This window comes from Campylobacter hyointestinalis subsp. lawsonii, assembly GCF_013372165.1.
GTDB classification, from domain to species: Bacteria; Campylobacterota; Campylobacteria; order Campylobacterales; family Campylobacteraceae; genus Campylobacter; species Campylobacter lawsonii.
Window position 1 is genome coordinate 1,742,072 of sequence record NZ_CP053828.1, and the last position, 25,629, is coordinate 1,767,700.

General features: G+C 34.9%; 19 protein-coding genes and 1 tRNA gene. 13 read left to right on the top strand and 7 right to left on the bottom strand.

The window, feature by feature from the left end:
• Positions 1–111: 111 nt before the first annotated feature.
• The 9 genes from aspA (at position 112) to CHLWT_RS09045 (ending at position 13,652) form a co-directional block, all read left to right on the top strand.
• A complete protein-coding gene (gene aspA, locus CHLWT_RS09005; protein WP_112000781.1) occupies positions 112–1,536 on the top strand; it encodes an aspartate ammonia-lyase in 1,425 nt (474 codons plus the stop codon).
• Positions 1,537–1,916: 380 nt separating this feature from the next.
• Positions 1,917–2,603 (top strand): hypothetical protein, encoded by a 687-nt coding sequence (locus tag CHLWT_RS09010; protein WP_111985363.1) that lies wholly within the window; start codon positions 1,917–1,919, stop codon positions 2,601–2,603.
• Between the two features lie 41 nt (positions 2,604–2,644).
• Positions 2,645–4,630, top strand: coding sequence for a motility associated factor glycosyltransferase family protein (locus tag CHLWT_RS09015; RefSeq protein ID WP_112000043.1), 1,986 nt, complete (start codon positions 2,645–2,647; stop codon positions 4,628–4,630).
• A 424-nt stretch (positions 4,631–5,054) separates the two neighbouring features.
• Positions 5,055–6,728 carry a dihydroxy-acid dehydratase gene (gene ilvD / locus CHLWT_RS09020; RefSeq protein ID WP_112000044.1) on the top strand — a complete coding sequence of 558 codons (1,674 nt, stop codon included), beginning with the start codon at positions 5,055–5,057 and terminating at the stop codon, positions 6,726–6,728.
• A gap of 73 nt (positions 6,729–6,801) precedes the next feature.
• Positions 6,802–8,277 (top strand): hypothetical protein, encoded by a 1,476-nt coding sequence (locus tag CHLWT_RS09025; protein WP_112000045.1) that lies wholly within the window; start codon positions 6,802–6,804, stop codon positions 8,275–8,277.
• 127 nt (positions 8,278–8,404) lie between these two features.
• On the top strand, positions 8,405–10,081 hold the full coding sequence (locus CHLWT_RS09030; protein ID WP_112000046.1) for a CTP synthase: 1,677 nt from the start codon (positions 8,405–8,407) through the stop codon (positions 10,079–10,081).
• Complete coding sequence (gene recJ, locus CHLWT_RS09035; protein ID WP_176320886.1) at positions 10,065–11,645, top strand: single-stranded-DNA-specific exonuclease RecJ; 1,581 nt, start codon at positions 10,065–10,067, stop codon at positions 11,643–11,645. The genes CHLWT_RS09030 and recJ overlap by 17 nt, the downstream gene beginning before the upstream one ends.
• Positions 11,646–11,993: 348 nt before the next feature.
• On the top strand, positions 11,994–13,151 hold the full coding sequence (gene nhaA / locus CHLWT_RS09040; protein WP_112000047.1) for a Na+/H+ antiporter NhaA: 1,158 nt from the start codon (positions 11,994–11,996) through the stop codon (positions 13,149–13,151).
• 9 nt (positions 13,152–13,160) lie between these two features.
• Positions 13,161–13,652, top strand: coding sequence for a pyridoxamine 5'-phosphate oxidase family protein (locus tag CHLWT_RS09045; protein WP_112000048.1), 492 nt, complete (start codon positions 13,161–13,163; stop codon positions 13,650–13,652).
• Positions 13,653–13,709: 57 nt separating this feature from the next.
• Here CHLWT_RS09045 and CHLWT_RS09050 read toward each other — a convergent pair.
• Positions 13,710–13,786, bottom strand: a tRNA-Met gene (locus CHLWT_RS09050).
• Between the two features lie 110 nt (positions 13,787–13,896).
• Between CHLWT_RS09050 and CHLWT_RS09055 the strand changes: the two genes are divergently transcribed.
• Entirely contained in the window at positions 13,897–14,658 is a 762-nt protein-coding gene (locus CHLWT_RS09055; protein ID WP_111985358.1) for a hypothetical protein, read from the top strand.
• 242 nt (positions 14,659–14,900) lie between these two features.
• Here the strand turns inward: CHLWT_RS09055 and flgE are convergent, their stop codons facing one another.
• On the bottom strand, positions 14,901–17,228 hold the full coding sequence (gene flgE / locus CHLWT_RS09060) for a flagellar hook protein FlgE (protein ID WP_112000049.1): 2,328 nt from the start codon (positions 17,226–17,228) through the stop codon (positions 14,901–14,903).
• Between the two features lie 205 nt (positions 17,229–17,433).
• Here flgE and CHLWT_RS09065 point away from each other — a divergent pair, with 205 nt between their 5' ends.
• Positions 17,434–17,661 carry a hypothetical protein gene (locus tag CHLWT_RS09065; RefSeq protein WP_111949687.1) on the top strand — a complete coding sequence of 76 codons (228 nt, stop codon included), beginning with the start codon at positions 17,434–17,436 and terminating at the stop codon, positions 17,659–17,661.
• Positions 17,662–17,943: 282 nt separating this feature from the next.
• Here the strand turns inward: CHLWT_RS09065 and CHLWT_RS09070 are convergent, their stop codons facing one another.
• From CHLWT_RS09070 to CHLWT_RS09085, 4 genes are read right to left on the bottom strand one after another with little or no spacing between them, the layout of a single operon-like run.
• Entirely contained in the window at positions 17,944–18,654 is a 711-nt protein-coding gene (locus CHLWT_RS09070; RefSeq protein WP_244948776.1) for a glucosaminidase domain-containing protein, read from the bottom strand.
• Positions 18,635–19,375, bottom strand: a complete 741-nt coding sequence (gene dapF, locus CHLWT_RS09075) for a diaminopimelate epimerase (protein WP_111949689.1) — start codon at positions 19,373–19,375, stop codon at positions 18,635–18,637. The genes CHLWT_RS09070 and dapF overlap by 20 nt, the downstream gene beginning before the upstream one ends.
• On the bottom strand, positions 19,356–19,970 hold the full coding sequence (gene coaE, locus CHLWT_RS09080) for a dephospho-CoA kinase (RefSeq protein ID WP_112000050.1): 615 nt from the start codon (positions 19,968–19,970) through the stop codon (positions 19,356–19,358). The genes dapF and coaE overlap by 20 nt, the downstream gene beginning before the upstream one ends.
• Positions 19,960–20,319, bottom strand: a complete 360-nt coding sequence (locus CHLWT_RS09085) for a Rid family detoxifying hydrolase (protein WP_112000051.1) — start codon at positions 20,317–20,319, stop codon at positions 19,960–19,962. Before CHLWT_RS09085 ends, coaE begins: the two co-directional genes overlap by 11 nt.
• A 92-nt stretch (positions 20,320–20,411) precedes the next feature.
• Between CHLWT_RS09085 and CHLWT_RS09090 the strand changes: the two genes are divergently transcribed.
• The gene (locus tag CHLWT_RS09090) at positions 20,412–23,216 is read left to right on the top strand and encodes an FAD-binding and (Fe-S)-binding domain-containing protein (RefSeq protein WP_112000052.1); all 2,805 of its coding nucleotides are present in this window, start codon (positions 20,412–20,414) and stop codon (positions 23,214–23,216) included.
• A gap of 42 nt (positions 23,217–23,258) precedes the next feature.
• Positions 23,259–24,242, top strand: a complete 984-nt coding sequence (gene purM / locus CHLWT_RS09095; RefSeq protein ID WP_112000053.1) for a phosphoribosylformylglycinamidine cyclo-ligase — start codon at positions 23,259–23,261, stop codon at positions 24,240–24,242.
• 207 nt (positions 24,243–24,449) lie between these two features.
• Here the strand turns inward: purM and CHLWT_RS09100 are convergent, their stop codons facing one another.
• Positions 24,450–25,628 carry a replication-associated recombination protein A gene (locus CHLWT_RS09100; protein WP_112000054.1) on the bottom strand — a complete coding sequence of 393 codons (1,179 nt, stop codon included), beginning with the start codon at positions 25,626–25,628 and terminating at the stop codon, positions 24,450–24,452.
• Position 25,629: the final 1 nt, after the last annotated feature.

A 25,629-nucleotide genomic window follows, 5' to 3' on the forward strand; every position in this document is an offset into this window, starting at 1 on the left:
AGAAGCTCTTAATATTTAATTAGATAAAACAAAATATTTTTAAGTTGGATTTAATAGTTCATAGCTACAATTTTAATTAAATTTATTCATTTTAATAGTTAAGGAGACTTTATGAATACTAGAAAAGAGCACGATTTTATCGGTGAATTAGAAATTGCCGATAATGTTTATTATGGAGTTCAAACATTTAGAGCAGTTGAAAATTTCAACATTACTCACGAACGTATTTGCAATTTTCCAAATTTTATAGTAGCACTTGCTCAAGTTAAAAAAGCAGCGGCACTTGCAAATTTCGATCTTGGCTTGCTTGATGCAAAGATCAAAAATGCTATTTGTGAAGCTTGCGATCAAGTAATGAGCGGTAAATATAACGATCAATTCGTTGTAGATATGATACAAGGTGGCGCAGGAACAAGTACAAATATGAACGCAAACGAAGTTATAGCAAACATCGCGCTTGAGATTATGGGACACAAAAAAGGCGAGTATGAGTACTGCCATCCAAACGATCACGTAAATCTAAGCCAAAGCACAAACGACGCTTATCCTACAGCTTTAAGAGTTGCTATTTATGAAAGACTTTGTGAGCTAACTGAAGCTATGCATATCTTAAAAGATAGCTTTGATAAAAAAGCAGAGGAGTTTAAAGACGTTTTAAAAATGGGTAGAACTCAACTTCAAGACGCAGTTCCTATGACTTTGGGTCAAGAGTTTAAAACTTTTGCTATCATGCTTGGCGAAGACATCGACCGCGTAAGAGAAGCTAGAAACTTAGTACGCGAGATAAACCTAGGCGGAACAGCTATCGGTACAGGTATCAACTCTCATCCTGACTATCCAAAAGTAGTCGAGACAAAACTTCAAGAAGTAACAAAACGTCCATTTATCACTGCTGGTAACCTTATAGAAGCTACTCAAGACACAGGCGCTTATGTTCAAATTTCAGGTGTTTTAAAAAGAGTTAGTACAAAACTAAGTAAAATTTGTAACGACTTAAGACTTCTAAGCAGTGGTCCAAGATGCGGACTAAATGAGATAAACTTACCAAAAATGCAACCAGGCTCAAGCATTATGCCAGGTAAAGTAAATCCTGTTATCCCTGAAGTAGTAAATCAAGTTTGTTTTGCAGTCATCGGCAATGACGTAACTGTAACTCTAGCTAGTGAAGGCGGACAACTTCAACTAAACGTATTTGAACCAGTTATCGCCTATAGCCTGTTTAACTCTATCGCAATGCTTAAAAAAGCTTGTCGTACTTTGGCTACAAAATGCGTTGATGGCATCACTGCAAATGAGAAAATTTGTTCTGATTTCGTTTATAACTCAATCGGTATCGTTACAGCATTTAACCCATATATCGGCTATGAAAACAGCGCTAGCATAGCAAAAGAAGCTTTAAGCACAGGAAAAAGCGTAGCAACTATCGCACTTGAAAGAGGACTTTTAACAGAGGATCAAATAAATGATATTTTACGTCCGGAAAATATGCTAAATCCTCACATGACAAATGAAGATAAAAACAAATTTAAAAAATAAAATTTTCGCAAAAATAACCTCAAATGGTTATTTTTCGGCGAAAATTTGGAGTGGCAAACAAAAACCTAAATTTAATCCGCGATAGATAACTTTAGTGCGTTTCCAAAACCAGCGAATGCGACGGCTTTAGCCGAGGTTTCTGTGAAAGTGCCAAACTTTGGTCGCAAAGACCGGTTTTACCGGTCTGCGAAGTCAAAAATTTAATCCGCTTTAGCCGGATAGATAACTTTAGTATTTGGTTCTTTAGGGGCGACTTGTTGCCCCGCTAAAAGAACATAAAAAAGGGCTTTGCTTTAGCAAAGTCAAAAATATTTACTATACCGTTAAAAGTAGATTAAATTATGCCGATTTCACATTTAAATTTAATTCAAGGTAAGAATATGAAAATCTTAAGCTTAGCAAGTATGCTATCAATCCAGTCCCCAAATTTATCAGACAAATTCAAAAATGACGATATCTTAGTCATCAGTCCTTTAAAAGACACGCTTTTAAATGCAGAGTTTATCAAGTGCGAAATAGGAAGTGTAAGCTATGCTCTAGCTCTGATATGCCAAAATTTACTTAATGATGAGTTTTTTGATGAGCTTGACACAGGGTATTTAAGCGGTGAGAGCAACATAGGCGAAGAAGAAATTTCTAGCATTTGCGAATTTATTAAAGATATCAAATTTTGCATAGTAAGCGATGAGATATTTGCGAAAAATCCTAGCCAAACTAAAGAGATGTTAAATTTACTAAGCACCAAATTTGGTTTTGATCTTCTAAATTTAAACGGCGAGAAAATCACGCTTAAGGGTGAGCTTGATGAGCTTGATGAGCTTGATAGTTTTGATGGCGCAGTTGTATTTACTCACTCTAAATTTGACGAGTTTAGAGGCGGTAAGTTTTTTGCTATGGCTTCAAAACTTCGTGATGGCTCAGAAGTAGTCTTAAAAACAAAACAAAAAGAGATAAAAACTAAATTTAATTTAGATAACGATATGCAAGGCACTATCGCTATGCTTGGAAGTAGCGGTTTAGAGTATGGATTTGAGATAGTTTCATATATAGATTTAAAGAAAATTTAGTTTTATACCGATATAAAAACAATTTATTCTAGGAGTGGTTTATGAATATTCAAGAAAAAAATGCAAAAGAATTCGACAAATTACAAAAAATTCTAGCAAAAAAGATAACTTCAGATCAAGATATAAACATTTTTACAAAAAATATAACAGCCATTATGAGTATAAACGCCAAGTTAGCAAAGTTGCTTTTAAATTTTAAAGAAAACACAGAATTTGGTGCATTTATGGGAAAAGATCCCCTTGATCTAAATATCATAAATCAAAAAAATCTAAACTATATGTTCGAACACCCAAAAGATGATGTAACAAATCAGATAAAAGAATTTGAAGATAAGTATGCACGTTATCAAACTCTATTTTTTTATGGACTTGGTAATGGTATATTTTATCGCTCTATTTTGGCAAATCCTAGCCATCAGCGTATCGTCGTATTTGAACCTGAGCTTGAAATTATATTTATCGTACTAAATTTGCTTGATTTTTCAAAAGAAATTTATAACGAAACTTTTATCTTATTCTATACAAAGATTATTAAGCCTACAGAAATTTACGTCGTATCTCATTACGATAATGTTTTTTTAAATATTAGAAATTACGAATACCACATTTACAACAAATTTTACGAACAAGATATCTACAAAAAAGACGTTATACGCATAAACAAACTTATAACCCAAAATATGAAACAATGTCTTTTAGAGTGCGGAAATGACTCCTCAGATAGTTTAATAGGCATTAAACATGTCTTGCATAATATACCAGAAATTTACTCAAACTACTCATTAAGAACTATAGCTATTAAAAGACGTAAAAAAAACAGATACGCAATCATAGTCTCAACAGGCCCATCTCTTTATAAACAGCTTGATCTGCTTAAAAAAATAGAGCCTTATGCTCTTATCATAAGCATAGACGCCTCATATCCGATCTTAAAAAAACACGGCATAAAGCCTGATTATGTTGTCTCATTAGAAAGAGTCGAGCCTACTTCAAAATTCTTTGAAGAAAAGGTTAGTAAATTTGATGATGACATTATATTTATCACCTCTTCGCTCACTCATCAAAAAACCATTGAAAACTTACAAGGCAGACGGACTTGCTACCCTTTTAGACCTTTATCTTTTGAGCAATCCTTACAAGATAGGGTAGTAGGATATGCAGGAAGCGGTCCAAGTGCCGCACACTTAGGTGTAGATCTTGCTTTTTGGCTACAAGCTAGAGATATAATATTCATAGGTCAAGACCTTGCATTTGGTAAAGACGGCACTAGCCATTCAAAAGGTCATATATATAAATCAACTGAAATCGATCCAGAAACTAGCGATATTATCGAGACGGCTAAGGCTTATGGCGGTAAAGGCGATGTAAAAACTACTAAGGTATGGAATTTATTTAGAAATTATTTTGAGCATCAGTTTGCTATGACAAAAAGAGATGGCACTTGGTGTGTCTATAACTGCACCGAGGGCGGCGCTAGGATAGAGGGCACCATAGAAAAGCCATTTAAAGATCTAGCAGATGAAATTTTAAGCAATAATCAATTAAAAATCATTACGCCAGTTGATAAAATTTCGCCTAAAATCACAGAAAAAAACATTCAAAAAGTTAGCAATAAAGTAAAGAAATTTATTAAAGTGGGCTTAAAAATTCAAAAACAATGCGAAAAGATTTTTAAAGTTTTGGCAAAAGAAGTAGAAAAAGCTAAAAAGCTTAAAACTTTAGGCAAAGAAGACAAGATAAATTATGACAAACTTCAAGAGATATCTTTTAAAGTAGATGAGTTTAAATTAAATTTAAATGATCCTATATTTTTAGATGTATATTATGGCTATTGCGGACAATTTCTCATTCATCAAGAGATGGAATTTGCGCAGATTGCAGTAAGGAATGTAAAAACCGAGCAAGAAAAAGATGACAAACTACTTGAGTGGGTTAGTGTTCAAGGATATTGGCTATTTAGCCTAGCTGGTAGTATTGATACTCTGATAAATGCCATAAAAGACTCATCAAAAGAGTGGTTAAAGTAAAGTAGATATTTTTGATGTCATAGCTGAGCATAAGCAGCCAACATTATTTGATGAATAAAATATAATATATTTTTCTATTTAATCACAAAAGAGAATTATTTGAATTTTAATATAAAATTATATTAATTTTATCGTTTTTTGCACGTTATGTTTTTTAAGGTATCAGCGGCATTATTTACTAGATTTGTTGTGTTTTTAGATATAGCTTCTAATTCTTGCTTTGTAGTGTTGGCCGTTTGTATTATGAAAAAAGCGTTAAGCGTAGTATAAAAATTCAAAAAATAAATTTAAATTTATAAGAAATATTTAATATAGAATTTTTACATATCGTTTTATCGCCTAGACAAAGCTTGTGTATTTTTAATTTTTTTAAATAAATTTTGGCTACAATGCAGACAAAAATACAAAAGTAAAAGGATGCAATATGCGAAGTGATATCATAAAAGACGGCTACACAAGGACTCCACACCGCTCACTTTTAAGAGCGACTGGGCTTAAAGATGAGGATTTTGATAAGCCTTTTATAGGCGTGGCAAATAGCTTTATAGAGATAATTCCGGGGCATTTTTTCTTAGATAAATACTCCAAAATCCTAAAAGATGAAATTCGCAAAAACGGCTGCGTGCCTTTTGAGTTTAACTGCATCGGCGTAGATGATGGTATCGCTATGGGGCATGGCGGTATGCTCTACTCACTTCCTAGCCGTGAGATAATAGCAAATTCAGTTGAAACCGTGATGAATGCTCACGCACTTGACGCACTAGTGTGTATGCCAAACTGCGATAAGATCGTTCCTGGAATGCTTATGGGGGCTTTAAGAGTAAATGTCCCAACTATATTCATAAGCGGTGGGCCAATGGCTGCTGGAGTTGGGCTTAGAGGTGAGGCCTTGGATCTAAATTCAGCTTTTGAAGCTGTTGGGGCGTATGAGACAAAGCAAATAGATGAAAAAGAGCTTAAACATATAGAGTGTAACGCCTGTCCTGGTGGGGGTAGCTGTTCTGGGATGTTTACTGCAAACTCTATGAATACCCTTTGTGAAGCGATGGGCGTGGCATTAGAGGGCAATGGCACTATTTTGGCTCTTACCAAAGAACGAGAAGAACTCATCAGAAAAGCAGCGCGCAGGATCTGTGAGATCGCCCTTGATGAGCGCTATAAAATCAAAAATATCATCAACGAAAAAACGATAAAAAACGCAATGGTAGTAGATATGGCAATGGGTGGTAGCTCAAATACAATTTTACATATGTTAGCTATTAGCCGTGAAGCTGGCGCACCACTAGATATAGCAAAATTAAATGATATTAGTCGCAGTGTCCCACATATAGCCAAAATCGCCCCGAGCCTACCTAGCGTACATATGGAAGATATTGCTAAAGCTGGTGGGCTAAGTGCGGTTATAAATGAGATAGCTAAATTCGATGATAAACTGCTAAATTTAGATGCCCTTACCATAAGTGGTGAGAGCTTAGGCGATAGGGTCAAAAATGCTGAAATTTTGGATCAAAATATCATTCACACAGTCAAAAATGCCTACTCAAAAGTCGGCGGACTAGCTATTTTATTTGGCAATTTAGCCGAGCAAGGTTGCGTGATAAAAACTGCTGGTATCATCGGCGGCAGACAATTTAGCGGAAAAGCGGTCTGCTTTAACTCTCAAGATGAAGCCATAAATGGCATTTCAAGCGGAAAAGTTCAAAAAGGCGATGTGGTTGTTTTAAGATACGAAGGGCCAAAAGGAGGCCCTGGAATGCAAGAGATGCTAAGCCCAACTAGCCTTATAGTGGGGCGTGGGCTTGGGGCTGATGTAGCCTTAATCACTGATGGCAGATTTAGCGGAGCGACAAGGGGACTTAGCATAGGGCATGTAAGCCCTGAAGCAGCTGAGGGCGGTATGATAGGGCTATTAAAAGATGGCGATATCATCGATATTGATGTAGATAAATACAGCATAAATGTTCGCTTAAGCGACGATGAGATCAACGCTAGAAAAAAAGAGTGGAAATACGCTGGCAAAAAGGTAGATAGTCGCTGGTTAAGACAATACCAAAAGCTAGTTACAAATGCAAGTAATGGAGCGATTTTGGAAGCGTGAAAACTAAAAATTTCATAAAAAATAATGATTTTTTATGGCTCTAAAATTTAGCTAAGCCGCACAAGGAAAAATAATGACTGATTTAGAACTAATAAATAAAGAAATTTTAGATTTAAATAATGTTTTAGATGCTGTTTGTAATCTAAGCAAAAGAATAGATGAAAATATTGATTTATTTAATAAATTTGAAAAATCTAAATTTAAAACTTCTAAAATTTTAAAAAATAATATTACAAGTGGAATCAAGGAAATTCTACTTGTAATAGATGAGTATAAAATCGATTTTCTGAGTCCAGAAGCCTTAGACCAAAAGAAAAAAGAACTACTAAGACAAATAGAACTTTTAAAAAATCAGCAAAATTTATTAGAACAAAAAGAAAAAGTAAATAGTTTTCAAGAGTCAAAAAGGCTAAAAAATACCTTTTTAGAAAATGAAGTTTTGCTTTATGAAAAAAGCAATTTTTATACAAAAGAAAGCGCAAGTTTTCATTTGACAAATATTTTTTTACTTTACTTATTGAATCTTTGGAATTTTATACATAAAAATCTTTTAAGCTCTTCTGCTATTTTTATTTTCATCGGATTTGCAAGCGTTTTGCCATATTTCATAGAAGAAAATTTACCAATAGCAGAAGTAAGCAATATTTATTTAGTCTATGCCGGAATTTGGGGAGCTATTATATTTATATATCTATTTTTATTTTTAATGCCTTATTTGTATTCCAATTTTTATCTTTACAAAATAAATGTCAAAAAAACTATTTCAGTAAAAATAATATTATCCTTAGTAATACTTTCAATGATGATATTTTTTTTGGTATTAAATAATTTGTCATCTTTACCAAAAAATTTTAGCGAATTTTTAGAACAAAATATAGAAATCATAAAAATCATCTCAGATAAAATTATTAATTTGCTATATATATACATGATCGCCCATGTAATTATTGCTATTATGTTTTTAGCTAAAAAAGAAATTACAGCTAGTCCTTTAATTTGTATAGCTTTTGTATTTGAGCTTTTATATTTAATGATTTTTATAAAAAATCCAACTTTTCTTGTATTTTTGAGTTTTGTAATAATTTTGTTATTAAGCCTTGCTTTTGCAAATTATAAATTTGATTATAAAATTGCTATAACTATAGGATTATTTTTTACTGGATTATCTTTTTTTATTATAGCGCCAAATATCGCACGCATTGCTCATATAGCAAACTATCACGATGATTTCTGGATAGAAAATAAATTTATAATCGATCTAAATATCACGACTGATAAATATATGTGCAACAATGAAGAACAAACCAAAAAACAAACACAAAACAAAGATAAAAACGAGACTAAAAAAGAGCAAAATATAGAGCAAGAAGATATATTTGATAAACAAATCTACAGTTGCATAAAATACGTTGATGAAAATGAAACCAAATTTAAAAATTTACTTGTTCGCACAAAAACCGACGATAGGTATTATTTAAGAGCTATTTTTAAAGAAAATAATAAAAGCATCAAATCAGTTGATTTTAGCATTCCTAGAAATAAAAACTAAAAAAATTTAAAATAAATGGTCTAATAATTTATAAATTTTTTATTAAATTATTAGACAAAACCAAATTTACCATACCATAAAAAAACTTTTGATATAATCCCCAGATTAAAATCAATAGGAAAAAGTAATGGATCAATCGAAACAAAATCATTCGCAAGACGATGTTTCTTCAAAGCAAACAAAGTATATTTTTGTAACCGGTGGCGTTTTATCAAGCCTTGGAAAAGGTATCGCCGCTGCTAGTATCGCCACGCTCTTAAAAAACGTAGGATTGAAAGTCAGCATACTAAAAGCTGATCCGTATATAAACGTAGATCCTGGCACAATGAGTCCGCTTGAACACGGCGAAGTTTTTGTTACTGATGATGGAGCCGAAACCGATCTAGACCTAGGACATTACGAAAGATTTTTAGATGAGAGTTTAAGCCAAAAAAACAACTTCACAACAGGAAGAGTTTATAGCTCAGTTATAGAAAAAGAACGCCGCGGCGACTACCTTGGTAAAACTATTCAAGTCATACCACATATCGTCGGTGAGATAGTTGAGCGCATAAAAAAAGCTGGAGAGGGAAAAGATATCCTTATAGTCGAGATCGGAGGGACGGTAGGAGATATAGAAGGGCTTCCGTTTTTAGAGGCAATTCGTGCTCTAAGAAGTGAAGTAGGACGCAAAAACGGGATGTTTATACACTTGACTTTGGTGCCTTACATAAAAGTTGCAGGTGAGTTAAAAACAAAACCTACTCAGCATAGTGTCGGCGAACTACGTCGCATAGGCATCAGTCCTGATATGATAATATGTCGTTCAGAAATTCCGCTTAATCGTGAGCTAAAAGATAAAATAGCAAGTAGTTGTGGAGTTGAGCGAAACTCTGTTATAGAAAGCCCAGATCTTAGTAGCATTTATCAAGTCCCACTTAGCTTTTTAAAACAAGATATTTTAACACCTATCGCAGAAGTTTTAGATCTTGGAGAGCTTAAACCTGATATGGAAAAATGGGATAATCTAGTAAAAAGAGTCATAGCACCTAGCGATAGCGTAACCATAGCATTTGTCGGAAAGTACATAGATTTAAAAGAGAGCTACAAAAGCCTTACTGAAAGCATTATCCACGCCGGAGCAAATTTAGATGCTAGAGTAAATATAAAATGGTGCGATAGTGAAAAAATCGATGAAAACAACGTAAATGAGACGCTAAAAGACGTAGATGCAGTGCTAGTTGCTGGTGGATTTGGCCCACGTGGCGTACTTGGTAAGATGCAAGCTATCAAATACGCTAGAGAAAATAAAATACCATATCTAGGCATCTGCCTTGGTATGCAGCTTAGTCTGATAGAATTTGCTAGAAATGTTCTAAATTTAGAAGATGCTGATTCGATCGAGTTTAAAGAAGACTGCAAAAATCCTATAATCTATCTCATAGATAGCTTCATAGACGCAAGCGGTAAAAAACAACTTCGCACGCACAAAAGCCCACTAGGTGGCACTATGCGACTTGGAAGCTATAAATGTGATATATTGCCAAATTCGCTTTTAAGTAGAGTTTATAACGGAGCAAAAAGCATAAAAGAGCGTCATAGACACAGATATGAAGCTAATCCAGCTTTTAGAGAAGCTTTTGAAAAAAACGGACTTATAGTAAGTGGCGAGAGCGATGGGCTAATAGAAGCAGTCGAACTAAAAGATCATCCGTTTTTCTTAGGTGTGCAGTTTCACCCTGAATTTACATCTCGTCTAACAAACCCAAATCCCGCAATTTTAGGTTTCATAAAAGCTGGAATTGAAAATAAAAATGTTAGATAAAAATGAAATTAGGAATCTGCTTAGCAAAAGATTTGAAAGTGATCTACACAAGAAACTTTCAGAGATTCCTTTACCTTGCGAACTCAAAGATACCTATAAAGCCGCTGAGCGTATAAAAACTGCCGTGCTTGGCGGTGAGCTTATAGCTATAGTTGGGGATTATGATGTTGATGGCGTAGTCAGCACCGCCATAATGGCAGAGTTTTTCACAGATATCGGCGCTGATTTTATCATAAAAATCCCAAATAGATTTAAAGATGGATATGGCTTAAACGCCGATATCATAAATGAGCTAGAAAACGTAGGACTTATAATAACCGTAGATAATGGTATAAGCGCACACGAAGCAGCAGAGCTTTGTAGCACAAAGGGTATTGATCTTATCATCACAGATCATCACATACCACCGCCGATCTTGCCAAAAGCATATGCTATCATAAATCCAAAACAGCCAGAATGCACATTTCCAAATATCGAAATTTGTGGCGCTCAAGTTGCTTGGTATCTAGTCGGTGCTTTAAAAGAAGTATGCAACATCAAAAACTACGATATGGGTAAATTCTTAGATCTCTTAGCTATTGCTATCATAGCTGATATGATGGAGCTTAGGGATTTAAATCGTATATTAGTAAGACTTGGCATAGGCAAGATAAACTCAAGCAAACGCCCTTGTTTTGAAGCCATAAAAGCATTTTATGGCAAAGATAAATTTGAATTTGATGATATAAGTTTTCTTATATCTCCGCTTATAAATTCAGCCGGAAGAATGGATGATGCAAGTATATCATTTAAATTCTTGCGTAGTAAAACATTAGAAGAAGCAAACTGCTACTTTGATATGATACTTGATTTTAATAACTCTAGAAAAGAAGAGGAAAAAGCACTTTTTGAATCTTCCATAAAAGAGATAGACGATAATGAAGATATCATCGTTACTTGGGGCGATGAATGGCACGAGGGCGTCATAGGCATAGTCGCATCGCGTCTTGCTAAACGCTATAAAAAACCAGCTATAGTATTTAGCATCGATGGATGCAAGGCAAAAGGAAGTGCAAGAAGTGTTGGTAAATTTGATATCTTAGCGTTGATAGCCTCACAAGAAAAGCTTTTATGCGGTTTTGGAGGACATAAGGGTGCAGCAGGACTTGTCATAGATACAGATAAACTAGAGGTCTTCAAACACGCCATAAATAACTCATGTTTTTTACAAGATCTTTATGATTTTAGCGGAAATGATGAGGTTTTAGGTGAGATAGATCACAACTCTATTGATTATGAGCTTTTAGAGATCTTAGAATACTTTGAGCCTTATGGTCAAAAAAACCCACGTCCGCTTTTTGAGCTGAGAAACGCAAAAGTGAAAAATATCAAATTTATAGGCAAAGACGAAAATCATCTAAAAATAATCGTTCAAAAAGACAACAAATCATATGAAGCGATATTTTTCAACTACGACTACGCTCCAAAAGTCGGAAATGTCATAGATATGCTAGTTTCGATCTCAAAAAACTCATTTAGAGGGCTTATCACACCTCAACTTCTTGTAAAAGAAATTTACACGTAGCTTCTTTTTTTGAAGCTACATTTAGATATTAAAAAATATATTTTATGCTAATTTTATATTGTAAATTTACAATTTGCTACACATAGATATTGCCTATATAAAAACTTCATAAAAAGCCTAAAAATAGATATTTAAAGAGTAAATTTAAAACACAAAATAGCTATTTTCTACAAAATATAAATATTTTACAAAGCAAATTCGAAGTAATTTTTAAATGAAGTTGGTATAATAATTACTCAAAAATAACCTAGAAGAGTTTAAACATAATAGACTAAATCAGCCTTATTTATGTTTGAGCTTACCTAGATCGAAGTTGTATTTTGTTTGATGATTTAAATAGGAGAGCGTATGAATTTAATCTTAAAATTTGTAAAGCACGAGTCTTTTGGCGGTGTTTTACTAATCATATCTACAGTCTTAGCGCTGATCTTCCAAAACGGCTTTTTAAGCGAATTTTATAGAGAAATACTAAGAGCTGAGTTTAGTATAGGTTTTCGCGATTTTAACCTTTCTAAACCGCTTATTTTATGGGTAAATGACGGACTTATGGCGATATTTTTCTTTGTCGTCGGACTTGAGCTTAAGCGAGAAGTGATAGATGGCGAACTATCAAAACCATCTCAAATAGCACTTCCTACCATAGCCGCACTTGGCGGAGTTATCTTGCCTGCGCTTATATTTTGGTTTTTTAACCATTCAGACGAATTTGCTATTCGTGGTTGGGCGATACCTACTGCAACAGACATAGCTTTTGCTCTTGGAATTTTACTCTTACTAGGCAAAAGAGTTCCATCAAGCCTAAAGATATTTTTACTAACTCTTGCTATCATAGATGACCTATGTGCCATTATCATCATCGCATTATTTTACACAAGCACTCTCTCATTTAGCGCATTTTTGATAGCCGCTATCTGTCTTTTTGCTCTTGGCATACTAAACTATTTCAAAGTCGGTATAAAATCGATCTATATCCTAATAACGATAGTTCTTTGGATAAGCGTTTTAAAAAGCGGAGTTCATGCCACTATAGCAGGAGTAGTAGCGGCGTTTTTCATACCTTTAAAAGACAAAGACGGCAGAAATTTTTTAGAAGAGTTAGAGCACGATTGGCACGGGATCACAAGCTACATCATACTTCCGGTTTTTGCCTTTGTAAATGCAGGAGTTGGACTTAGCGGAGTTCATATAAATCAGCTTTTAAATTCAGTTAGTCTTGGTATCTTCTTTGGATTATTTATAGGAAAACAAGTCGGAGTATTTTTATTTAGCTTTATATTTATAAAATTAGGATTTGCAAAACTGCCAGAGGGCTCGACGTGGAAGCAGTTTTATGGCGTTTGCATACTAACAGGTATAGGATTTACGATGAGTTTATTTGTGGATTCTTTAGCTTACAACGACAGCGCCGCGTTTTTCCACGCCGATAAACTTGCTATCTTACTATCTTCATTTACTGCAGGGGTTATAGGCTTTATTTATTTATATATCTTTTCTAAAAAAGATTAAAGAGTTAAAATGCAAAATTTAGATAGCATTCAAAACGAAATGGACGCTTTTATAAATTCATTTAAGAGCCTTTTTATAGCTAGTTTTAGCTCACATCCAGTAGCTTCTTACGCTCCATTTATCAAAGAAAACGATAGTTTTTATATCTGCATTTCTAGCGTGGCTGAGCATTTTGAAGCTATTAGATCAAATAGCGATCAAATTTCTATAATGTTTTTAGAAGATGAAGGTATCACAAGCACCATTTTTGCTAGAAAAAGAGCAAGTTTTAGAGTAAAAGCCATCTTTGAAGATGAGTTTAGAGACGAACTATTTGATAAATTTAAAGCCAAATTTAAAGATGAGCCGGTTTTGGAAATGATTAAAAATATGCTTGATTTTCATATCATAAAGCTTGAAGTGATGAGTGGTAAATTTATAAAAGGCTTTGGAATGGCATATAGCACAGACGGGCTAAAAGTCGTAAGCCACATAACAAAATCTCACATAAAAAATATCTAAATTTAAAACAAATTTAAATTTCAAACAGGATAAAATCGAAGTAAATTTAAATAGATATGGTGCCTAGGGGGAGACTCGAACTCCCGACCTCCGGCTTATGAGACCAGCGCTCTAGCCAGCTGAGCTACCGAGGCATCAAAAGAAAATGGATTATATCAAAATTAAGCTTATATTAAAATTAATATTTTTAAATCCAAATTCATCTTTTTAAGGTAAAATAGCAGTAAATTTTTAAAGGATCAATATGAAAAATTTTCTTACTAGCCTAGGAACAGGGATTTTGTTTTTGATACTTTTTGTAGCAGGAGCATTTTTCAATGAGTTTTTAACAGCAGAAAAAAGCTTTAATGCGAACAAAAGTATCAATTTTTCAAGAGACATAGAGGTCTCAAAGCCTATCATACCAAATTTATTTGTATCTGAGCCAAATTTCGTAGCAACTGAAATTTTAGCAAATAAAACATCTCTAAATTCAGATGAAAAGGCACAAATTTCAAAGCTATTTTCTATGATTATAGATAGAGTTCAAAAAGACGGGATTTGCGTAGGCGGAAGCTACTTAGTAGAGCCAAGGATCAGCCATAAAGACGAAAGCATAGTCGGACAAAAGCTAAGCGCAAAACTTACTTGTAAATTTACAAAAGACAAATTTCTGCTTTATAATGAGCTTTTAAATGATATAGAATCTATCTTAAAAAATAGCGATCTTGTATCTGTTTCAATGCCTTTGCTAGTAGCACTAGCAGACCCAAAAGAGATTCAAAAAAATGAAGAAGAGCTATACGATGAGCTTTTAGCTAAATCGCTCAAACTTGCTAATCACTACTCACAGACATTAGGTAAAAACTGCTCGGTTTCAAATTTAAATTTGATCTCGCTAAATCCCTTGCCAAGAACGATGCAGTTAAACAGCGCAAAACAAAGCTCTCAGATAGACTTAACACTTCCTATAATCAAAGATGAAATTCAAAAAGCAAGTGCGAATGTGGTTTATGTTTGTAAATAAAGAAAACTAGTGGCGAAGTAAAATCGCTTTAGTAAAACTCACAGGGAAGCTAGTGGCGACGAACTAAGATATATATGGCAAAATTCACAGAGACAGACGAATACGCAAAATCGCCACTAGTTAAAGATTTCAACGACAAATAAAGCAACAAGTAAAGCTTTTAGTAAAATATAGTAAAAATTTCAACAACAAATAAAACTATAAGAAAAGCATATCAAAAAGGGGCTTAGAGCCCCTAAAAATCATTGTTTAAGTTGTAAAAGAGTATTTAGCATTTGGTCGCTTGTGGTTATGGTTTTAGAGTTTGCTTGATAGCCTCTTTGGACGATGATGAGCTGAGTAAGAGAGCGAGATAGATCGACGTTACTCATCTCAAGGCTACTAGCATTTACCTTACCGCGACCTGCTGTTTGAGCAGAGCCGATGACTGGATCGCCTGAGTTTGCAGTTTGGATAAACACATTTCCACCCATACTCTCCAAGCCTTCGTTATTTGTAAAACTAGCAAGAGATAGTTGAGCTAGTCCAAAGCTTCTACCATTTGTAAATGAGCCTATTATCGTTCCGCTTTCATCTATCCTAGTTCCGCTAAGTGTTCCTGCTGCATAACCATCTTGAGCTATATTGTCTGTGCTTGACTTTCTATTGTTGCTTGTCATACCATTAAAATCACCGCTTTTACCAAAATTTAACTCTATATTTTGTCCTGGCTCACTTCCGTTATTTGCAGTAAATGTAAGAGCTGTAGGATTAAACCCTAGTAAGCTACCATCTGGTTTAAATTTGATGGTTCCTGTTATCACATTTGTAGGGGCATCATCTCTTAGCTTAGCAGGTTCTGGCACTTGTATCACCATAGACCATTCAGTTCCATTTTCAGCACTATATCCTGTTTTGGCAAAATCTACCTTGATCTCATGTTTTGAGCCAAGACTATCAAATATCTCTATAGTAGAGCTATGAGTAGACATATAAACAGCATTTGAAGTTTTATTTCCAGTTCCGCTGCTTAGTCCGCCACTTAAGGCTTTAAAGGCATCTGCTAACTTCGTGTTTTCATTTATATTATTTGCTGCATCAGAGTATCCTGTGATAGTTAGATACATATTTTTATCATTTACATTTGTTTCAGCATTAGTAGCGTTTTTTCCTCCAGTAGCGTCGATGGTGTCTTCAATAACTTGAGGAAGTTGATTTCCATTTGGCCTTTTATCCTCATCATTAAATGCATCACCAGCAGGGTTTTTGATGACAAACTGCCCTTTTTCGTTTATAGTTATCTCAACGCCATCGTTTCTATCATTTTCGGTTATGGCGTCTTGACCTTGACCATTTTGTGTTTTACCCGTATATTTTACATGGAGTCTAGCATCAGTTTGCATAGCTCTTCTTAGATCTTCAGTTGTATGCACAACCCTTGCTATTTTGTCATCATATCCATGCTGAGCTGTGCTTTGGGCTGCACTATAGGTGTATTTATAAGCGGTGATGACGTTTGTATTTTGCATACCAGCGCCGTTTTGACCATTTATAGCGATTTTTATATTTTTCATAGAGTCTGTTGTACCCTCTGAGTTTTTGTTTATCAGCGTTATATCTCCACCATTTAGACTAGCATTTACTCCTGTTTTGGGTGTGTATTCATTTATCTTAGCTACTATCTCATCAGCTTTAGTTACTGTAGTAGTTGGGATAGGGATACCATTTAGAGTGATGCCAAATTGTGCATTATTATTCTGGATATTTGGTTTAAAAGTATATTTCGCATCGGCGTAGCTTACCCACATACCTTGACCCTCTCTTAGGTTAAAGCCCTCTCCTGCATCGTTAAACAAAACGCCAAGATCTACGCCTCTTTCTTGTAGCTTCATCTGTTTATTTTTATCCACATAGAATCTATCATCATTTGTATCATTTTCTACATGTATTTCGCCATCATTCATAATATCGTTTCCATTTAGGTCTAACCAGCCGTTTTTAGAATCCAAAGAGTAGATAGGTGACTTTTGAGTGCCTATATTGTCGCCTGAATTTAGATTTCCTTTTAGTTTGATCTCACTTGTAGGATTTGCAGGCATACCAAGACCTGGTTCGATTTGAATGTTTTTAACAGGGCTAGTTGGGTCGATGATGCCTGTATCTTCATCTCTGAGCCAACCTTGAGCTATATAGCCATTTTTATCGACGAAATTTCCTAAGCTATCAAAACTAAAATCCCCATTTCTAGTAAAATACTTAGTATTTCCGCCATCAGGCGAAACTATGAAAAAGCCATCGCCTTGTATGGCTACGTCGGTGTTTTTATCAGTTGTTTGGATAGAGCCTTGTTTAAATATCTTTGTTACGGCATTTATCTGAGTTCCTAAGCCTATTTGCATAGGGTTTTTACCGCCTAGTTCGCCTTGAGGAGCGGTGGCGACTTTGTCTGTTTGGCTAACAAGATCTGCAAAACTAACTCTGCTGTATTTAAAACCTACGGTATTTACATTTGCTATGTTGTTACCCTCGACGTCCATAGCTATCTGATGAGCTTGAAGTCCTGTAACTCCAGCCCAAAGTGATCTCATCATCTTTTATCCTTTATCAGCTTTTTAATGGTTGTGCCAATTAAAAATGAAATTTGTAAAAGTATAAGCAAAAAATATTCCAAAATTTAAAAAGCGGTTTAAAAAGGTGGTTGGCTAAATTTGGCGATGATGAAGAAATTATAGTCTTTTTAAAATATGATATAATTATGGGGCAGAATTTGGTATGATAAAAATATAGGGTAAATTGATGTCAAAACTAGATGAAAAAAAAGAGAGATTAGGGCTTCTTAAATTTTGGCTCGGAGTAATAGTCGGTTCTTTTTTGGCTAATGTTGCTTGGTTGGCTACGAACTATAATAAGACTGAAAATTTAATAATTGTAGGTTCGATTTTGGCTATAATTTTTTTAGCTGTTTCTTTTGTTTTTATTAATAAGAAAATTGCTAAAATATTAAAAGAGATAGGAGATTTATGATGATTACTTATGTCGTTTTTGGTGTGATAGTGCTTGGATTTGGTGCTATATCCTACACTGCAATTAAAACCGCTATTGATACTTGATTTAGTCAATTAATAAGGTGTATGCTCTAATAGACACTATAATTAAAAATTCAAAAAATGAGTTATAAGAATAATTTTTGCTAAAATTTGTATAGTTTGGCGTGAATTTTTGTTTCTCGGTGACATTTTGCCGTTTTGGTTTTTCTTGCTATTCTTGTATTAAATTTGCTTTGCTTGGTCTTAGCTTGTCGCCATATTAAATTCTATCAAATTTAGTTAGGTCATAAAGCCTTATGGTTTTTTCTAGTTGTTTTACGTAAATTTTACCCATAGCAGAGTATGACTCCATAGTTTTTGCAGCATCAAGCCCTGTGTAGATAAACTCATTTTGATGAAATTTAAGTCTATTTTCGCGAAACTTTGCGTATGCTGGATGTGAGTTTAAATTTAAAACATATGCATCAACTGCATCGTTTGGGCTGTTGAAAATCTTTATCTTATGCGTTTTGTTCTCATCTCTATTTAGTGGCACAAGTCCTTTACCGCCCCAAGTCCAGTGCCCATAAAGGTTATTTGCCTCTTTAGCAAAACGGCTCTTTCCCCAGCCACTCTCAACTGCTGCTTGAGCGATAGCTAGTGAAACAGGAACGACGTCTAGTTTGCTTATGTATTCGCTAGGATCAAAGATTTTTTGGATTTTATAAGTCTTAGCTATGCTAAAAAGCCTATCTAAATTTGATAAATTTAGATCTCTAAATGATTTTTCATATATCAAATTTAGATAATTTAGGGCAAATTCTCTACTGCGTAAAGTGTTTTGGTTGGCATCTTGAACCATCTTGTTTATGAGTTTTGGAAATTCTATTTTTTGCTCTTTTATGCTTAGTTTATAGTAGTATTCTTCAAGTCCGCCAAAAAGCGGTAAAGCTAGTAAAATAAGAAAAAATTTAATAAATCGTCGTATCAAAACAGTGCTTCACCATTCCTTTAAAATAGATAATATCATCATCAAATCTAAGCCAAAGATCTTCGCCACTTTTTGGATTTACTTGTAGGCTTTTGCCAAATATTTTGGTATCAAATCCGGCGTAAAAAGAGGCCGCCATACCTGTGCCACAAGCGTTTGTTTCATTTTCTACACCACGCTCAAAAGTCCTAACTTTCAAGCTTTTACTATCAAATTTAGCGAAATTTACGTTGGCGTTATATTTTTGTCTCATATTAGCACAGATTTGTAAATCAAACTTATCTAAATTTGTAACAAAGGTTACTAAATGTGGAACACCAGTATCATAAAAATGCCACTTAAAACCACTTTCTATAAAAGGCTCTTTTAGCTTCTTTGGGCTAGTTAATGCGACTTCAACTAAGCTATTTTCTATACTTGCTTTTATGACACCCGCTCCTGTTAGAAATCTGCATTTATCATCGCAAAGTCCGTTATTTCTCGCATAAAGCGCGGCCGCTCTTGAGCCGTTTCCGCACATATTAGCAGTGCTTCCGTCGCTGTTGTAAAACTCCCATTTAAAATCATTTTGAGTATCGGGCAAAAGCACGATAAGACCATCTGCCCCAACTCCGCTAAAACGATCACAAAGCTTCCTAGCTAGCAAACTTCTGTCTTTGGCTACAAATGTATGAAAAATCACAAAATCATTTCCACTGGCGTTATATTTTGAGAGTTGCATATCTTTCCTTTAGTTTTCTTATGAAATTATCTACTTCTAAATTTAAATGTTTTAGATCTTTATCGTTATTTATGATGAAATTTGCTTTTTGCTTTTTAACTTCGATGTCAAGCTGACAATCTAGCCTTTGTAAGGTCTCTTTTTTGCTAAGTTTATCGCGACTCATAACTCGCTTTATCAAGGTATCTTTTGGGGCATAGACAAGTAAAACATTGCTAAAATCATAGCCTTGTTTTTCAAAAAAAAGCGGTATATCTACAAAATATGGCAAACCTTTGCTTTCTAAATTTAAAGCTTCTTTGTAAATTTTATCTCTTATGAGCGGATGAAGGATATCTTCTAAAAGCTTTAGTTTTGACTTATCGCCAAAGACCAAAGCCCCTAGCTTTTTGCGATCGACTTTAGATCCACAAACAAACTCTTTGCCAAATGTTTGCTCTATGGTCGGTGCATTTTCATCAAGTATTTGATGCGAAATTTGATCCGCATCAATCACGCTAAAACCATAAAGTTTTAGTAAATTTATAAATGTGCTTTTTCCTGAGCCTATAGAGCCGGTTATGACATAAGCGTTAGTAAATTTATTAGCTTTTATGAGCGATTACCTCAACTTCAAGTTTTACGCCTTTTGGCAAGTCTTTTACCGCTACAGCACTTCTTGCTGGGTAAGGCTTCTCAAAATAAGTAGCGTATATCTCATTTACAGCGCTAAAATCATTTATATCGCTTAAAAATACGGTAGTTTTAACAACGTTTTTATAGCTTAAGCCAACTTCATTTAGTAGTCCGCCGACATTTTTCAAAGCTTGATGAGCTTGAGCTTCAAGGCTTGTAGGTATCTCATTTGTAGCTGGGTCTATAGGGATTTGACCTGAACAAAAAACAAGATCTCCTACTACTCTATACGCACTATATGGTCCGATTGCTTTTGGATAATTTGACATTTTATTTCCTTAAATGAAGTTTGGCTATATTAGCATAAAATAAGTTCAAATTTGCTAAAATCAGCCAAATTTTAGCTACAAAAGGATCTATTATGCAAGATTATGAAGGGTTTTATAAGGCCGCTTTTAAGCTCTTTGATGGTAGAGTTTATAAAGACTATTTACGCCGATTTTGCTATGGTGTGGAGGCCTCTTGCTACTCATATATACCAAAGCTAGTTTTGATGCTAAAAAGCGAAAGTGAGATTATAAAGGCTTTTGAGCTATCTCGCAAATTTAACACTCCACTATGTTTTAGGGGTGCCGGGACTAGTCTAAGCGGTCAAAGCTCATGCGATACGGTGCTAGTTTGTTTGGATTTTAGCTGGGATCATATGAAGGTTAGTAGAGATGCTAACTCTATAAATTTAGGTTGTGGGGTTATCGGCGAAAATGCAAATAAAGCCCTAAAACCACTAGGCAAAAAGATAGGTCCTGATCCTGCTACTATCGCTGCGGCGCAAATTGGTGGAATTGTCAATAACAATTCAAGCGGAATGTGCTGTGGGGTCAAGCAAAACTCATATAACACGCTAAAATCCATTAGAGTAATTTTAGGTGATGGAACTATCCTTGATAGCTCTGACGGCTTAAGTGTGGCTAGTTTTAGAAATAGCCACAAAGATTTAATAGAGCAAATTCTAAATTTACGCTCTCAAATCCTAGCTGATACTGAGCTTTGTGAGCTTATAAGGCGAAAATATAAGATCAAAAACACAACTGGCTATAGCATTAATGCCCTTTTAGATTATAGTGACCCGATTGATATTATCACTCATCTATTTATCGGTAGTGAGGGGACTTTGGGTTTTGTAAGTAGCGTAGAATTAGAGTGCGTGGATGATGAGAAATTCAAAGCTTGTGCGCTTTTGTTTTATGATGATATCTTAAAAGCGGCTAAGGTTGTGGAGATTTTGGCTAAATTTGAAAATGAGATTTCTAGTGCGGAGATTATGGATTATGGCTCACTTAAGGCCGCTTCTAAATTTAAAGGCGTGAGCGAGATTTTGCCTGATATTAAAGATGGTGAAGTCTGTATTTTAATCCAGAGCCAAAACAACTCTCAAGATAGATTAAATGAGCAAATTCAAAATATAAAAGATGCGATAAAAGACTATCCAACTAGTCAAGAGATGAAATTTAGCTTTGATGAGAGTGAATTTGCTAATTGGTGGAAGATTAGAAAAGGGATATTTCCTATCGCTGCTACGGCTAAAAGGCCTGGAAGTAGCGTAATCACTGAAGATATATGCTTTGAGATTAAAGATCTTGGAGAGGGGATTAAAAGTCTTCAAGAGCTATTTAAAAAGCATGGATTTGAAGATAGCGCTATAATTTTTGGCCACGCATTAGCGGGTAATTTACACTTTATAATCACGCCTGATTTAAACCAAAATAGCGAATTTGAGAGTTTTGCGAATTTGGTTGAAGATATGTCTTTGATGGTTTCAAATTTCGGTGGAAGTATCAAGGCTGAGCATGGCACCGGTAGAATGGTAGCGCCATTTGTAGAGCTAGAGTGGGGAGCAAAAGCTTATGCCATAAATAGAAAAATCAAAGAGATTTTTGACCCACACACTCTAATAAACCCTGATGTAATCATCACAGATGACAAAGAGATATACAAAAAAAATATCAAGCAATCAGCCATTATAGGAAATGAATTTGATGATTGTGTGGAGTGTGGATTTTGTGAGAAAAACTGCCCATCTAATAAGCTAACTCTAAGCCCACGCCAAAGAATAGCCCTAAAAAGAGAGATGCAAAGACTAGGGGCTTTGAGCGATAAAGCTAGCAAAAAGCTACTAAAAGAGCTAAAAGATGGAGCCAAATACTTCTTAAATGAGAGTTGCGCTGCCTGTTCTATGTGCGAAGAGCTATGCCCTGTTGGACTAAATACGGCAAATTTAGCCCTAAATGAGAGAGTGTCTAACGCAAGTGATACAAGCAAAAAGATCGCTCAACTAGCAAATTCAAATTTCACCACCACGCTAAATGGCGCCAAATTCGCTCTTGCAGCGGCGAATTTATTAAACACAGATATGATAAGAAAGCTATCATTTAAAGCAAATGAGATTATCAAAACTCCTGTTTTAAGAGAGTATCTTCCACGCAAAAATAGCTATAAATTGATGGATAAAAACTATGGATTTAATGAAAGTGTGGTATATTTTTCAAGCTGCTTAAATAGATCTTTTGCCCCAAATCAAAATTTAAATGACAAACGCCCTATCCAAGAGGTTTTTGAGTCTTTGTGTAAAAAAGCCAAGATAAATGTGATATATCCAAATGAGATTAATGATATGTGCTGTGGGAAAGTTTTTACCAATTATCCAGATACAAAAGAGCTAAATAGAGCTAAAAATATCGATATCTTAAAAGTCGTTACAAATGATGGTAAATATCCTGTGGTGATAGATCACGGCGCTTGCTCTTATGAGCTGATAAAATCGCTTAAAGATAGATTTGAAATTTATGATTTGAGCGAGTATCTACTAAAATTCATCGCCCCAAAACTCACTATTTCTAAAGCCAACTACGCTATAGGGCTATACACAATGTGTGCTAGTAAAAAGCTAGGATTAGATAGCACTATGAGTAGCCTAGCTAGGATCTGTACTAATGGGCAAATTTTGATTGATGAGAAGACGGCATGTTGCGGATTTGCTGGGTATAAAGGGTTTTTTACCCCGAAATTAAATTTACACGCTACAATGAAATTCAAAAGATTTTACCAAAATAGCGCAGTCAATATCGGCTTTAGCAACTCTAGCACCTGTGAAATCGGGCTAAGCGAGGCAAGTGGATTTAGCTGGCAGCATATCGCCTATTTGCTAGATAGCGTTAGTCAAAAATAAGTTCAAATTTGCTAAAATGATGAAATTCAAAAGAGGTGAAAAATGATAAGTTATAAAGATGCTGGTGTGGATATTGATGCTGGAAATAGCTTTGTTGAGGGGATTAAGCCCTTTGTCAAATCAACTCTAACTCCAAATGTAATAGGCGGTATCGGCTCATTTTCTGGGGCTTTCAGGCTTCCAACTGGATATAATAAACCAACTCTTCTAGCCGCAACTGATGGCGTAGGGACAAAGCTTCGCCTAGCTATAGATAGTGGCAAACTTGATAGCGTTGGTATTGATTTAGTAGCGATGTGTGTAAATGATCTTATATGTAATTTTGCTACGCCTATGTTTTTTTTGGATTACTACGCAACTGGCAAATTAGATATAAACTCGGCCAAAGAAGTGGTAAGCGGAATTGCTAAAGGCTGCGTAATAGCCAAATGCGCTCTAATAGGTGGCGAAACGGCTGAAATGCCTAGTATGTATAGTTCTGGGGATTTTGATCTAGCGGGATTTGCTGTGGGCGTGGCTGAAGAAGATGAGATCGATAGGAGTAAATTTGTAAATGAAGGCGATATTTTAATCGCACTTCCAAGCTCAGGACTTCACTCAAATGGCTTTTCACTAGCAAGGGCGGTGATCAAAAAAGAGAAGTTAAATTTGGGTAGTGAATTTGATGGTAAGACACTTTTAGAAACGCTTTTAGAGCCTACTAGAATTTATGTAGATGAGTTTTTACGCCTTAAAGATAGCATAAACGCAATGGCTCATATCACAGGTGGCGGTATAGTCGAAAATCTCCCTAGAGTCTTGCCAAATGGACTTGGCGCAAAGATCCAAAGAAGTGCTATCAAAACGCCAAAAATCTTTGAATTGATCGCCAAAAGCGTAGAGCAAAGCGAGATGGATAGGACATTTAACTGCGGTGTCGGTATGGTGTTAGTCGTACCAAAACAAAATGTTGATCTTGTGCTAAGCACAAGTGATGGCTATGTGATCGGCGAAGTCGTGAAACAAAGTGGCGTACAACTATGCTAAACATAAAGAAGCCATACTTGTATCTATGACTAAAATGTGCTAGTTTGAAATAGATAAATGAAAACTACATTTATAAAAATGCCTTTCCTTTTGCTATCTGATAAGAGATTTTAAGCTTGAAAATTATTTGAAATTATTTAAAACTCTTTAAAAACTAGGTATAAATTTGGATTAGCTTTAAAACTATTTAAAAGCTAGATATAAAGCTTATTTGGATTTAATCTTTTCTAGCCACTCATCAATCGTCTTTTCAAAACCAACTCCACCGCTCTTGTAGAATTTGAGCTTTTTACTCATATATTCTTGCTCTACCCACCCGCCAAAATCATGTGGATAGAGATAATCTTTCTTTTGTGGATCACTATTTATGAGATATTTTGGAATTTGTAGCGGTTCATTTTGCTTGACGTAGTCTAGTGCATCGTTTATGGCTTTATAGCTTGAGTTTGACTTTGGCGAACTTGCTAGATATACCGCACATTGAGAGAGTAAGATCCGCGCTTCTGGATAACCTATCTTGCTAACTGCCAACATTGTGTTAGTTGCTAAATTTAAAGCGTTTGGATTTGCATTTCCTATATCTTCACTAGAAAATATCACTAAACGTCTAGCTATAAAAGTCGGATCTTCGCCACCATTTATAAGCCTTGCTAAATAGTATAAACTAGCGTCTATATCGCTTCCTCTAAGGCTTTTTATCATAGCACTTGTTAGCTCATAATGAGTGTCGCTACTACTAGCACCTTCGACTTGACTTTGTGATCTAAGAACGACTAACGTATCTAAACTAATATTATTTTCTATAGTTAGTGCAAAATCAAGCAAATTTAAAAGACTTCGCCCATCGCCCAAACTACTGCTTATAAGATAATTTATCGCTTCATCAGATATCTCAAATTTAAGTTCGTTTTGAACTAATGCCAAAAGCTTTGTTAGATCATCTCTGCTTAATGGCTTAAACTCAAATATCATAGTGCGTGAGCGAATTCCGCTACTAACTACAAATTTTGGATTTTCTGTAGTAGCGCCCATTATTATGCATTTTGCCGTTTCCATCGGCACTAGAAGTGTTTCTTGCTGAGTTTTACTAAGGCGGTGAAATTCGTCTATAAAAATAAGCGGTTTATACAAACTCCCATCAAATTTGGTTATTATCTTTCGTATATCTTCACTCTTTAAATTTGCTCCATCAAGCTCGAAAAATTCATACTGCATCTCTTTAGCTATGACTTTTGCCATAGTAGTCTTTCCGCATCCAGCACTACCAAAAAATAGGCTATGAGGAATTCTACCAGCTTTTATAAATTTAGAAAAAACTTCCACTATCTCTTTTTGCCCTACTACAGAGCTTAAATTTTTCGGTCGAAATTTAGTAGCTAGATCCATA